The organism is Escherichia sp. WS1451 (assembly GCF_046487365.1).
Lineage (GTDB): Bacteria > Pseudomonadota > Gammaproteobacteria > Enterobacterales > Enterobacteriaceae > Escherichia > Escherichia coli.
In genome coordinates this window covers 38,678-52,243 of record NZ_JBJQJP010000015.1, presented here as the reverse complement: position 1 = coordinate 52,243, position 13,566 = coordinate 38,678, and the positions used below count along the sequence as shown (strand labels likewise).

9 protein-coding genes are annotated in these 13,566 nt (G+C 52.6%); 3 read left to right on the top strand and 6 right to left on the bottom strand.

Annotation, left to right across the window (positions count from 1 at the left end; translation table 11 throughout):
• Window positions 1-3: 3 nt before the first annotated feature.
• Entirely contained in the window at window positions 4-2,397 is a 2,394-nt protein-coding gene (gene malP / locus ACJHX7_RS18135; RefSeq protein ID WP_000081915.1) for a maltodextrin phosphorylase, read from the bottom strand.
• 622 nt (window positions 2,398-3,019) lie between these two features.
• On the opposite strand from malP, the gene malT reads away from it, so the two are divergent.
• On the top strand, window positions 3,020-5,725 hold the full coding sequence (gene malT, locus ACJHX7_RS18130) for an HTH-type transcriptional regulator MalT (protein WP_000906949.1): 2,706 nt from the start codon (window positions 3,020-3,022) through the stop codon (window positions 5,723-5,725).
• Between the two features lie 42 nt (window positions 5,726-5,767).
• On the opposite strand, the gene rtcA is transcribed toward malT, so the two are convergent.
• Window positions 5,768-6,784: an RNA 3'-terminal phosphate cyclase gene (gene rtcA / locus ACJHX7_RS18125; protein ID WP_001361661.1), complete on the bottom strand. Its 1,017-nt coding sequence runs from the start codon at window positions 6,782-6,784 to the stop codon at window positions 5,768-5,770.
• Between the two features lie 3 nt (window positions 6,785-6,787).
• Window positions 6,788-8,014, bottom strand: coding sequence for an RNA-splicing ligase RtcB (gene rtcB, locus ACJHX7_RS18120; protein ID WP_001105518.1), 1,227 nt, complete (start codon window positions 8,012-8,014; stop codon window positions 6,788-6,790).
• A gap of 188 nt (window positions 8,015-8,202) precedes the next feature.
• Here rtcB and rtcR point away from each other — a divergent pair, with 188 nt between their 5' ends.
• On the top strand, window positions 8,203-9,801 hold the full coding sequence (gene rtcR / locus ACJHX7_RS18115; protein WP_094030138.1) for a DNA-binding transcriptional regulator RtcR: 1,599 nt from the start codon (window positions 8,203-8,205) through the stop codon (window positions 9,799-9,801).
• Here the strand turns inward: rtcR and ACJHX7_RS18110 are convergent.
• Genes ACJHX7_RS18110 through glpE form a run of 3 tightly spaced genes read right to left on the bottom strand, consistent with a single transcriptional unit; the run spans window position 9,783 to window position 11,759 of the window.
• A complete protein-coding gene (locus tag ACJHX7_RS18110; protein WP_000815099.1) occupies window positions 9,783-10,541 on the bottom strand; it encodes a DeoR/GlpR family transcriptional regulator in 759 nt (252 codons plus the stop codon). The two genes, rtcR and ACJHX7_RS18110, sit on opposite strands and share 19 nt — an antisense overlap.
• Before the next feature lie 16 nt (window positions 10,542-10,557).
• Entirely contained in the window at window positions 10,558-11,388 is an 831-nt protein-coding gene (gene glpG, locus ACJHX7_RS18105; protein WP_000928734.1) for a rhomboid family intramembrane serine protease GlpG, read from the bottom strand.
• A 44-nt stretch (window positions 11,389-11,432) separates the two neighbouring features.
• Window positions 11,433-11,759, bottom strand: a complete 327-nt coding sequence (gene glpE, locus ACJHX7_RS18100; protein ID WP_410231672.1) for a thiosulfate sulfurtransferase GlpE — start codon at window positions 11,757-11,759, stop codon at window positions 11,433-11,435.
• A 189-nt stretch (window positions 11,760-11,948) separates the two neighbouring features.
• Between glpE and glpD the strand changes: the two genes are divergently transcribed.
• A complete protein-coding gene (gene glpD / locus ACJHX7_RS18095) occupies window positions 11,949-13,454 on the top strand; it encodes a glycerol-3-phosphate dehydrogenase (protein WP_000448165.1) in 1,506 nt (501 codons plus the stop codon).
• Window positions 13,455-13,566 lie beyond the last annotated feature (112 nt).

Sequence of the window (13,566 nt, the reverse complement as noted above, 5' to 3'; positions counted from 1 at the left end):
TCCTTAGCGTTTTGCCTGCCAGATACGAGCCTGATAATCGCGAATAGAGCGATCCGAGCTAAACATACCGCAGCGGGCGGTATTGAGGATCGCCGCGCGGGTCCAGGCCTCCTGGTCGCGGTACAGCACATCCACCTGCTTTTGTGCCTCTACATAAGCGGCGAAATCTGCCATCACCAGATACGGATCGCCGCCCTGTTTGCCGATACTGTGCAGCATCTGGTCGAAGGCATGCTTATCGCCGTCGCTGTATTTACCGCTTTCCAGCTCTTTCAATACTGCGTCCAGCACCTTATCTTTCTTCCGCCATTTCACCGGGTCGTAGCCTTTGGCCAGAATTGCCTTCACTTGTTCCACGGTATGACCAAAAATAAAGATATTTTCTTCACCAACTTTCTCGGCGATTTCAACGTTCGCACCATCCAGCGTACCGACAGTAAGCGCACCATTGAGCGCCAGTTTCATATTGCCGGTACCGGAAGCTTCTTTACCTGCCGTCGAAATTTGTTCGGAGATATCCGCCGCCGGGATCAGTTTTTCCGCCGCCGAAACGCAATAATCCGGCAGGAACACCACCTTCAATTTGTCGCCAACCTGCGGATCGTTGTTGATCACGTCAGCCACTTTGTTGATCGCAAAGATAATGTTTTTCGCCAGGTAGTAGCCCGGTGCCGCTTTCGCGCCAAAGAGGAAGACGCGCGGTACGCGATCAGCCTGCGGGTTTTCACGAATTTCTTTGTACAACGCCAGAATATGCAGCAGATTCAGGTGCTGGCGTTTGTACTCATGCAGACGTTTGATCTGAATATCGAAAATCGCCTGTGGATTGATCTCAATACCGGTACGAACTTTCACAAACTCTGCCAGACGGACTTTATTCGCCTGCTTGATCTCGCGATATTGCTGACGGAATTTCGCATCATCAGCGAATTTTTCCAGATTGATCAGTTGATCGAGATCGTTAGCCCACTCTTTTTTCAGTGATTTATCCAACAGAGCCGCCAGTGCCGGGTTGCACTGTTTGATCCAGCGACGTGGGGTAATACCGTTGGTGACATTATGGAATTTGTTCGGCCATAGCTGGTGATATTCCGGGAACAGATCTTTCACCACCAGATCCGAGTGCAGCGCCGCAACACCGTTCACCGCGAAACCGCCAACCACACACAGGTTCGCCATATGCACTTGTTTGTCGTGCACCACCGCCAGTTTGGCCCACACTTTTTCATCGCCCGGCCAGGTTTTCTCCACCAGCGTTTTAAAGCGTGTATTAATTTCGTTAATAATCTGCATGTGGCGCGGCAGTAAGCCTTTCACCAGTTTCACATCCCAGCGTTCCAGCGCTTCTGGCATCAGGGTATGGTTGGTGTAAGCGAAAGTTTTACTGGTGATAGCCCAGGCGTCATCCCAGCTCATCTGGTGCTCATCGATCAGCACGCGCAGCAGTTCTGGAATCGCGATAGTTGGGTGGGTATCGTTCAGCTGAATAACTTCGTACTCCGCCAGTTCGTGCAGTTTACGCCCCGCCAGATGATGGCGACGCAAAATATCCGCTACCGAACAGGCACACTGGAAGTATTGCTGCATCAGGCGCAGCTTTTTACCGGCAGTATGGTTGTCGTTTGGATAGAGAACTTTGGTCAGTTTTTCCGCGTTGATGCCCTGCTGTTCGGCGCGCAGGAAATCACCGTCGTTAAATTTAGTCAGATCAAACGGATGCGCATGCGTCGCCTGCCACAGACGCAGTGGCTGCGCCACGCCATTACGATAGCCGACAACGGGGAGATCCCACGCTTGACCGGTAATGGTAAATTCCGGCTCCCAGCGTCCGTCTTTCGTCACTTTACCGCCAATTCCTACCTGCACATCCAGTGCTTCATTGTGGCGGAACCACGGGTAGTTACTGCGATGCCAGTCATCCGGCGCTTCAACCTGTTTGCCATCGACAAATGACTGGCGGAACAAGCCATATTGATAATTAAGGCCGTAGCCAGTAGCTGACTGCCCGACAGTTGCCATTGAGTCGAGGAAGCACGCCGCCAGACGTCCCAGACCACCGTTACCCAGCGCCGGGTCGATCTCTTCTTCCAGCAGGTCAGTCAGGTTGATGTCATAAGCCTTCAACGAATCCTGTACATCCTGATACCAGCCGAGATTCAACAGGTTGTTGCCCGTCAGGCGACCAATCAAAAACTCCATTGAGATGTAGTTAACATGCCGCTGATTCGCCACCGGTTTGGCAAATGGCTGAGCACGCAGCATTTCGGCCAGTGCTTCGCTCACTGCCAGCCACCACTGACGAGGGGTCATTTCAGCCGCAGAATTTAAGCCATAACGCTGCCACTGACGTGAAAGCGCTTCCTGAAATTGCTTATCGTTAAAAATAGGTTGTGACATAGGAGTTCCACTTTTCTTAGATTTTCAACACAACGTTATCGCTAGTTTGCCAGGCTCGATGTTGACCTTCCTCATCCTGCGGGGGATTAGGCAGGGAGGAGTTGCGGGGATGAGCAAGGAAATGTGATCTCGACCACTTAAAGCTAGTGCAAACCACAGGATTAGCAGCAAATCAATGCCATACAGCGCAGAAAATCTGTATCTAAGTGCAAAAAATGGCCGTTGCGTATTTTCAAAAAGCGGAAGGTAACTCTATAAATTAAGTAAAGGAGTGAAACAGTTTCATAAGTAAAATATCAAGTGTGCTCCATCTCATTCTTAATAGATTTATTAAGATCATCTTTTTAGATGGCACTTTCATCAGGGATAAAGAAGAAACCCTTGCTTAAATGAAACTGATGAACATAAGGAAAATACCGTACAACCCAGTATTCACGCTGGATCAGCGTCGTTTTAGGTGAGTCATTAATAAAGATTTGGAATTGTGACAGAGTGCAAATTCAGACACATAAAAAAACGTCATCGCTTGCATTAGAAAGGTTTCTGGCCGACCTTATAACCATTAATTACGAAGCGCAAAAAAAATAATATTTCCTCATATTCCACAGTGAAGTGATTAACTATGCTGATTCCGTCAAAATTAAGTCGTCCGGTTCGACTCGACCATACCGTGGTTCGTGAGCGCCTGCTGGCTAAACTTTCCGGCGCGAACAACTTCCGGCTGGCGCTGATCACAAGTCCTGCGGGCTACGGAAAGACCACGCTCATTTCCCAGTGGGCGGCAGGCAAAAACGATATCGGCTGGTACTCGCTGGATGAAGGTGATAACCAGCAAGAGCGTTTCGCCAGCTATCTCATTGCCGCCGTGCAGCAGGCAACCAACGGTCACTGTGCGATATGTGAGACAATGGCGCAAAAACGGCAATATGCCAGCCTGACGTCACTCTTCGCCCAGCTTTTCATTGAGCTGGCGGAATGGCATAGCCCACTTTATCTGGTCATCGATGACTATCATCTGATCACTAATCCAGTGATCCACGAGTCAATGCGCTTCTTTATTCGCCATCAACCAGAAAATCTCACCCTGGTGGTGTTGTCACGCAACCTTCCGCAACTGGGCATTGCCAATCTGCGTGTTCGTGACCAACTGCTGGAAATTGGCAGTCAGCAACTGGCATTTACCCATCAGGAAGCGAAGCAGTTTTTTGATTGCCGTCTGTCATCGCCGATTGAAGCCGCAGAAAGCAGTCGGATTTGTGATGACGTTTCCGGTTGGGCGACGGCACTGCAGCTAATCGCCCTCTCCGCCCGGCAGAATACCCACTCAGCCCATAAGTCGGCACGCCGCCTGGCGGGAATCAATGCCAGCCATCTTTCGGATTATCTGGTCGATGAGGTTTTGGATAACGTCGATCTCGCAACGCGCCATTTTCTGTTGAAAAGCGCCATTTTGCGCTCAATGAACGATGCACTCATCAACCGTGTGACCGGCGAAGAAAACGGGCAAATGCGCCTCGAAGAGATTGAGCGCCAGGGGCTGTTTTTACAGCGGATGGATGATACCGGCGAGTGGTTCTGCTATCACCCGCTGTTTGGTAACTTCCTGCGTCAGCGCTGCCAGTGGGAACTGGCGGCGGAGCTGCCGGAAATCCACCGTGCCGCCGCAGAAAGCTGGATGGCCCAGGGATTCCCCAGCGAAGCGATTCATCATGCGCTGGCGGCAGGCGATGCGCTGATGCTGCGCGATATTCTGCTTAATCACGCCTGGAGTCTGTTCAACCATAGCGAACTGTCGCTGCTGGAAGAGTCGCTTAAGGCCCTGCCGTGGGACAGTTTGCTGGAAAATCCGCAGTTGGTGTTATTGCAGGCGTGGCTGATGCAAAGCCAGCATCGCTACGGCGAAGTTAACACCCTGCTAGCCCGTGCTGAACATGAAATCAAGGACATCAGAGAAGGCACCATGCACGCAGAATTTAACGCTCTGCGCGCCCAGGTGGCTATTAACGATGGTAACCCGGATGAAGCGGAACGGCTGGCAAAACTGGCACTGGAAGAGCTGCCGCCGGGCTGGTTCTATAGCCGCATTGTGGCAACCTCGGTGCTGGGTGAAGTGTTGCACTGCAAAGGCGAATTGACCCGCTCACTGGCGCTAATGCAGCAAACCGAACAGATGGCGCGCCAGCACGATGTCTGGCACTACGCCTTATGGAGTTTAATCCAGCAAAGTGAAATTCTGTTTGCCCAAGGGTTCCTGCAAACCGCGTGGGAAACGCAGGAAAAAGCGTTCCAGCTGATCAACGAGCAGCATCTGGAACAGCTGCCAATGCATGAGTTTCTGGTGCGCATTCGTGCACAGCTGTTATGGGCCTGGGCACGGCTGGATGAAGCCGAAGCGTCGGCGCGTAGCGGGATTGAAGTCTTGTCGTCTTATCAGCCTCAGCAACAGCTTCAGTGCCTGGCAATGTTGATTCAATGCTCGCTGGCCCGTGGTGATTTAGATAACGCCCGTAGCCAGCTTAACCGTCTGGAAAACCTGCTGGGGAATGGCAAATATCACAGCGACTGGATCTCTAACGCCAACAAAGTCCGGGTGATTTACTGGCAAATGACCGGCGATAAAGCCGCCGCTGCCAACTGGTTGCGTCATACGGCCAAACCGGAGTTTGCGAACAACCACTTCCTGCAAGGTCAATGGCGCAACATTGCCCGTGCACAAATCTTGCTGGGCGAGTTTGAACCGGCAGAAATTGTTCTCGAAGAACTCAATGAAAACGCCCGCAGTCTGCGGTTGATGAGCGATCTCAACCGTAACCTGTTGCTGCTTAATCAACTGTACTGGCAGGCCGGACGTAAAAGTGACGCCCAGCGTGTGTTGCTGGACGCATTAAAACTGGCGAATCGCACCGGATTTATCAGTCATTTTGTCATCGAAGGCGAAGCGATGGCGCAACAACTGCGCCAGCTGATTCAACTCAATACGCTGCCGGAACTGGAACAGCATCGCGCACAGCGTATTCTGCGAGAAATCAATCAACATCATCGGCATAAATTCGCCCATTTCGATGAGAATTTCGTTGAACGTCTGCTAAATCATCCGGAAGTGCCAGAACTGATCCGCACCAGCCCGTTGACCCAACGTGAATGGCAGGTCCTGGGGCTGATTTACTCCGGTTACAGCAATGAGCAAATTGCAGGCGAGCTGGAAGTGGCGGCAACCACCATCAAAACGCATATCCGCAATCTGTACCAAAAACTCGGTGTCGCCCACCGTCAGGCCGCGGTACAACACGCGCAGAAACTGCTGAAGATGATGGGATATGGGGTGTGAGTTTAGCCGGATAATACGTCGGATCCGGCTTACATCTTTATATCATTCAATGCTCACCCGCGTTACGCCATCAGCCTCCACCAGACCAAACCGCACTGGCAAGAAACGCTCCACCACCGCGATATTGGTCAGCAGATGGCATGAGGGATGGGCGACCGTAAATTCTCCCGCGCCCGCCAGCGCCATCGGTAGCACCAACTGGTCGGCGAGATATTCCCCCACCGCCGCCGGGCTTGCCAGGTAGCGTTTCACCTCTTTCACCAACTGTGCCGCGACCACCTCAGCGCTGACGCGCTTTTCACCGACGACAAAAAAGCGTTCGGTGATATTTTCACTTTCGACTTCAAGCGAGACGGTATTACCCGGCCCCTGGTCACGCGGCAGGTTATGAATATTCTGCTCATGCAGGGAAAAACTACCCACCAGCGTAGCGATTTCACGCTCAGCAACATGCCTCGGCACGCCAGCTAATAGCACCTCTCCACGCATCTGCACAATGTTCCCGCGCTCGCCAAGTTGCAAGGTGTTAAACAATGCCACGGGCGAGACTTCCGTTGCCACCACCCCGCCTCCGGCAGGATAAAAACCGTGGCGTATTAGTGTGGTTTGCTGATGAATGCCCATTTTCGCCAGCAGCGGCTCCAGCACCCGACAGATAAAATCCGCAGGCGGTGCCGACGGGTTATCGGTGCCACCGCTCACTTCAACACGCGAAGGTCCATCAGCAAACCACAGCGCGGGCAGCACCGTTTGCAGCACCAGCGTACAACTTCCGGCGCTACCGATAGCAAAGCGGTAATCGCCGCCGCGCACGGTACCTGGCCGGAAGACCAGACGCTGCGACCCTAGCTCCGCGCCTTCCACCGTTGCTCGGCAAATTTCCGTCGCCGCCTTAACCGCGGTCAGATGCTGGCGCAACAGCCCCGGTTTCGCCCGCCCGGCACGAATGCCAGTGATGGTAAATGGCTGGCCGGTTATCATCGACAGGCTCAGCGCCGAGCGCAGGATCTGCCCGCCGCCTTCGCCCTGTGCGCCATCCAGCGCAATCATCCTTTTCATCATTTATCCTTTTACACACACCACCTGACGCAGGGTGTAGATAACTTCCACCAGATCGCTTTGTGCCGCCATCACCGCGTCGATATCTTTATACGCCATCGGGATTTCGTCGATCACTTCGGCATCTTTACGGCATTCCACATGCGCGGTGGCACGAATTTGATCTTCCACGCTGAACAGTTTTTTCGCTTTAGTACGGCTCATTACCCGCCCGGCACCGTGGCTGCACGAACAGAACGACTCTTCATTTCCCAGCCCACGGACAATAAAGCTTTTCGCCCCCATCGAACCGGGAATAATTCCATATTGACCAGCACGCGCAGACACCGCGCCTTTACGCGTCACATAGATCTCTTCGCTAAAGTGCTGTTCTTTTTGCACATAGTTGTGGTGACAGTTGATCTCTTCCATCGCCAGCGTTTGTGGCTGTCTTACCGTTTTCTGCGTAACGCTCTGCAACGCCGTTACCACGTTTTCCATCATCGCATCGCGGTTAAGGCTGGCAAAAAGCTGCGCCCAGGCCACCGCTTTCAGGTAATCGTCAAAATATTCCGTACCTTCCATAAAGTACGCCAGGTCACGCGATGGCAACGTTTCAAGTGTTTCCTGCATCTCTTTTTGCGCCAGATCGATAAAGTAAGTCCCGATGGCATTACCAATTCCGCGTGAACCGGAGTGCAGCATAATCCACACCTGATCCGACTCATCAAGGCAAATTTCAATAAAGTGGTTACCCGTTCCCAGCGTTCCCAGGTGTTTATAGTTATTGGTATTAAGGAAACGCGGATATTTTTGCGTTAACCACTGATAACCGGCTTCAAGCTCAGCCCATTTCGCATCGACGTTAACAGGCGGTTTTTCCCATGCGCCTTTATCACGTTTACAACGGCCTGTGGTGCGCCCATGCGGCACGGCAGCTTCAATCGCCTGACGCAGCTCCGCCAGGTTTTCAGGCAGGTCAGCCGCCGTTAACGCGGTACGCAGCGCGTTCATTCCACAACCGATATCTACCCCCACCGCCGCCGGAATAATCGCTCCTTTGGTTGGGATCACGCTACCAATGGTGGAACCTTTACCCAGATGTACATCAGGCATTACCGCAATATGTTTGAAAATAAACGGCATCTTCGCCGTATTTATCAGTTGCTGACGCGCATCGTCTTCTACCGGTACGCCTTTGGTCCACATTTTTACCGGGACATTTTCAGTGGTCAGTAATTCGTAATTCATTTTATTTTTCTCTTTTCGTTGTTTGCTGTCCAGATAATTGCAACCGTCGTGCCAGAAAATTAAATGAGTAGATTAATTTTTTAATTCATTGTTTTTAAATAGATAAAATCTTTACGTCCGTAAACGGAGATTTCCCGCAAAGCCAATTCGCCGATAATGAAATATCGTCTTTTATAAGGATATCTAAGATGCGTAAAACAGTGGCTTTTGGCTTTGTCGGCACCGTACTGGATTATGCCGGGCGCGGCAGTCAGCGATGGTCGAAATGGCGTCCGTCACTCTGTCTATGCCAGCAAGAATCGTTAGTCATCAATCGACTGGAATTGTTGCACGACGCCCGCTCACGCTCGCTGTTTGAAACGCTTAAACGCGATATCGCCAATGTTTCGCCAGAAACAAAAGTGGTGGGCGTTGAGATTGAACTGCATAACCCATGGGATTTCGAGGAGGTTTACGCCTGCCTGCATGATTTCGCCCGTGGTTACGCGTTCGAACCTGATAAAGAAGACTATTTAATTCACATCACCACCGGTACCCACGTCGCGCAGATTTGCTGGTTTCTGCTGGCGGAAGCACGTTACCTGCCCGCCAGGTTAATACAATCTTCGCCACCGCGTAAAAAAGAACAGCCGCGCGGTGCAGGTGAAGTGACGATTATCGATCTCGATTTAAGCCGTTATAACGCCATCGCCAGCCGCTTTGCCGAGGAACGCCAGCAAACGCTCGATTTTCTTAAGTCCGGCATTGCCACGCGTAACGCCCACTTCAACCGCATGATTGAGCAGATCGAAAAAGTGGCGATCAAATCCCGCGCACCGATCCTGCTCAACGGCCCAACCGGTGCGGGAAAGTCGTTTCTGGCACGACGCATCTTCGAGTTAAAACAGGCGCGGCATCAGTTTAGCGGCGCGTTTGTGGAGGTGAACTGTGCCACTCTGCGCGGCGATACCGCCATGTCAGCGCTGTTTGGTCATGTGAAAGGCGCGTTTACCGGGGCGCGGGAGTCGCGGGAAGGATTATTACGCAGCGCCAACGGCGGGATGTTATTTCTTGATGAGATTGGCGAACTGGGCGCAGACGAACAGGCAATGCTGCTGAAAGCCATTGAAGAGAAAACCTTTTATCCGTTTGGCAGCGATCGCCAGGTGAGTAGCGACTTTCAGCTGATCGCCGGAACGGTGCGCGATTTGCGTCAGCTGGTTGCCGAAGGCAAATTCCGCGAAGATCTGTACGCGCGGATCAATCTCTGGACCTTCACCCTGCCGGGTCTACGCCAGCGCCAGGAAGATATTGAACCGAACCTGGATTATGAAGTGGAGCGCCACGCCTCACTCACTGGCGACAGCGTGCGTTTTAACACCGAAGCGCGGCGCGCCTGGCTGGCCTTTGCGACATCTCCCCAGGCAACATGGCGCGGTAACTTTCGCGAACTTTCTGCCAGCATCACGCGGATGGCTACCTTTGCCACTAGCGGACGCATCACTCTGGAAGTGGTGGAAGATGAGATAAACCGTCTGCGCTATAACTGGCAGGAGAGTCGTCCTTCCGCGCTTACGGCGTTGCTGGGCGCTGAGGCAGAAAACATCGACCTCTTTGACCGTATGCAACTGGAACATGTTATCGCTATCTGCCGGCAGGCAAAGTCGCTTTCCGCTGCCGGACGCCAGCTTTTTGACGTTTCGCGCCAAGGGAAAGCCAGCGTCAACGACGCGGATCGGCTACGCAAATACCTGGCGCGTTTTAATCTGACGTGGGAAGCCGTGCAGGATCAGCACAGCTCCAGTTGAATATGGTGGTCCGTCAGCACCTGCATCACGCTTACTGGCGGCGGGGCGTCGGTGTAGACGGCATCTACCATGCTGATACTGCCCATATTGACCATCGCGTTACGGCCAAATTTCGAGTGATCGACAACCAGCATAACGTGGCGCGAGTTCTCAATAATGGCGCGTTTGGTGCGAACTTCGTGGTAATCGAACTCCAGTAGCGAGCCGTCGCTATCGATGCCGCTTATCCCCAGAATGCCGAAATCAAGGCGGAACTGGGAGATAAAATCGAGCGTTGCTTCGCCAATGATCCCGCCATCGCGGCTGCGTAATTCGCCACCGGCGAGAATAATACGGAAATCCTCTTTTACCATCAGCGTGTTAGCAACGTTGAGATTGTTAGTCACAATGCGCAAATTGCTGTGATTGAGCAGCGCGTGCGCCACCGCTTCCGGCGTGGTGCCGATATCGATAAACAGCGTCGAGCCATTGGGAATTTGCTCCGCCACTTTGCGGGCGATGCGCTCTTTTTCTTCGGTCTGGGTGGCCTTGCGATCGTGCCACGGCGTATTAACCGAACTGGAAGGCAGCGCCGCACCGCCATGATGGCGCAGGATCAGGTTTTGCTCTGCCAGCTCGTTGAGATCGCGGCGAATAGTCTGCGGGCTAACGGAGAAATGCTCTACCAGCTCCTCGGTGCTGACATAACCCTGCTGTTTAACCAGTTCGATAATACCGTTGTGACGTTGTGTTTGTTTCATTGATAAATCCCTGGAATTATTTTCGTTTTCGCGCATTGAGCGAATCAACAAAAGCCATCGCTAAACCCACGGCTAACCCGGCGATGTGTGCTCCGTTCGCCATCGACATCCCAAACAAATCAAACCATCCGGCGACAATCCAGATCAACGCAAAGATAATTAACCCACGTTGCAGGTAAATGCCACTTTGCGGATCGCGTTCGCCACGTAGCCAGACGTAGCCCATCAGCGCATACACCACGCCAGAAAGCCCGCCAAACCACGGCCCGCTGAATTTTTGCTGCACATAGCCGCTTAACAGGGCGCTGATAAGCGTAATGACAATTAGCTTACCGCTACCGAGGCGTTTTTCCACCGCACCGCCGAGATACCACCACCAGAGCAGGTTAAAGAGGATATGCATCAGCGAGAAGTGCATTAACGCGTGGGTGAAGTAACGCCAGAACTCAAATTTCAGCGTCGGATCGAATGGCCAGGCCAGCCATAACATCACTTCCTGATCGCCGAGAATTTGCATGGCGATAAACACCACCACGCAGGCAATCATCATCACCCAGGTTACCGGACCTGCGCGTTCACGCAAGGCAGCAAAGAAAGGATAACGGCGATAATGCAGGCCACTGTCGGTATGACCGGACTGCCAACTGGCGGCGAGATAACGTGGATCTGCCGGGTTTTCGAGAAAACGCGCCAGCTCCGCCCGTACGCGCTCGGCCTGGGACTCATCCGCCAGCCAGACATCGCTTTGGTTATGTTGTTGAATCGTGAGGATAACACCCTGCGTCGCCATGTAATCAACAAACGCCTGCGCCACTCGGGGGTTAGCAAAAGAGGTAATCATCAACATCGTTGCTGTCGCTTATTCCACACAAAAGGGGACAGTATAAAGCGTTATGCGCCGTACGCCACCTCTGCGGGAAACTGGCGCTGCCAGGCTTCAAAGCCGCCATCAATGCTGTAGACCACATCGTAGCCCTGTTGCAGCAGATACTGCGCCGCGCCTTTGCTGCTATTACCGTGGTAACACATCACCATGACTGGCGTATCGAAGTCGTTATCACGCATAAACGCGCTCAATGTGTCGTTGGTTAAATGGAAAGCCTGCGCCGCATGCCCCATTGCGAAACTCTGTGGATCGCGAATATCGACCAGCACCGCCTCTTTTTCCTGCAACTTCTGGTGCGCGTCGGCAACGTTAATACATTCGAACTGATCCATGCGTCTCTCTTTCTTTACAAACAAGTGGGCAAATTTACCGCACAGTTTACGTCGAAGCGGCAGATAAACGCCATAATGTTATACATATCACTCTAAAATGTTTTTTCAATGTTACCCAAAGCGCAATTCTTTGCTAATATGTTCGATAACGAACATTTATGAACTTTAACGAAAGTGAATGAGGGCAGCATGGAAACCAAAGATCTGATTGTGATAGGTGGCGGCATCAATGGTGCTGGTATCGCGGCAGACGCCGCTGGACGCGGTTTATCCGTGCTGATGCTGGAGGCGCAGGATCTCGCTTGCGCGACCTCTTCCGCCAGTTCAAAACTCATTCACGGTGGCCTGCGCTACCTTGAGCACTATGAATTCCGCCTGGTCAGCGAGGCGCTGGCTGAACGTGAAGTGTTGCTGAAAATGGCTCCGCATATCGCCTTCCCGATGCGTTTTCGCCTGCCACATCGTCCGCATCTGCGCCCGGCGTGGATGATTCGCATTGGTCTGTTTATGTACGATCATCTGGGTAAACGCACCAGCCTGCCGGGATCAACCGGTTTGCGTTTTGGCGCAAACTCAGTGTTAAAACCGGAAATTAAGCGCGGATTCGAATATTCTGACTGTTGGGTAGACGACGCCCGTCTGGTACTCGCCAACGCCCAGATGGTGGTACGTAAAGGCGGTGAAGTGCTTACTCGTACTCGTGCCACGTCTGCTCGCCGCGAAAACGGCCTGTGGATTGTGGAAGCAGAAGATATCGATACCGGCAAAAAATACACCTGGCAGGCGCGCGGCCTGGTGAACGCCACCGGCCCGTGGGTGAAACAATTTTTCGACGACGGGATGCATCTGCCTTCACCTTATGGCATTCGCCTGATCAAAGGCAGCCATATTGTGGTGCCACGCGTGCATACCCAGAAGCAAGCCTACATTCTGCAAAACGAAGATAAACGTATTGTGTTCGTGATCCCGTGGATGGACGAGTTTTCCATCATCGGCACCACCGATGTGGAATACAAAGGTGATCCGAAAGCAGTGAAGATTGAAGAGAGTGAAATCAATTACCTGCTGAAAGTGTATAACACGCACTTTAAAAAACAGCTAAGCCGTGACGATATCGTCTGGACTTACTCCGGCGTGCGTCCGCTGTGTGATGATGAGTCCGACTCGCCGCAGGCAATTACCCGTGATTACACCCTTGATATCCATGACGAAAACGGCAAAGCACCGCTGCTGTCGGTATTCGGCGGTAAGCTGACCACCTACCGCAAACTGGCGGAACATGCGCTGGAAAAACTAACGCCGTATTATCAGGGTATTGGCCCGGCGTGGACGAAAGAGAGCGTGCTGCCGGGTGGTGCCATTGAAGGCGACCGCGACGATTATGCCGCTCGCCTGCGCCGCCGTTACCCGTTCCTGACTGAATCGCTGGCACGTCACTACGCGCGCACTTACGGCAGCAACAGCGAACTGCTGCTCGGCAATGCGGGGGCGATAAGCGACCTCGGGGAGGATTTCGGTCATGAGTTCTACGAAGCGGAACTGAAATACCTGGTGGATCACGAATGGGTCCGTCGCGCCGACGATGCCCTGTGGCGTCGCACAAAACAAGGCATGTGGCTGAATGCGGATCAACAATCTCGTGTGAGTCAGTGGCTGGTGGAGTATACGCAGCAGAAGTTGTCGCTGGCGTCGTAAATTAACGTAAGGTGGCCAGGTCAGATTTCAATCTGACCTGAGACTGATGATAAACAAAAAAACTGCCTGATGCGCTACGCTTATCAGGCCTACGTGGTTTATGCAATATATT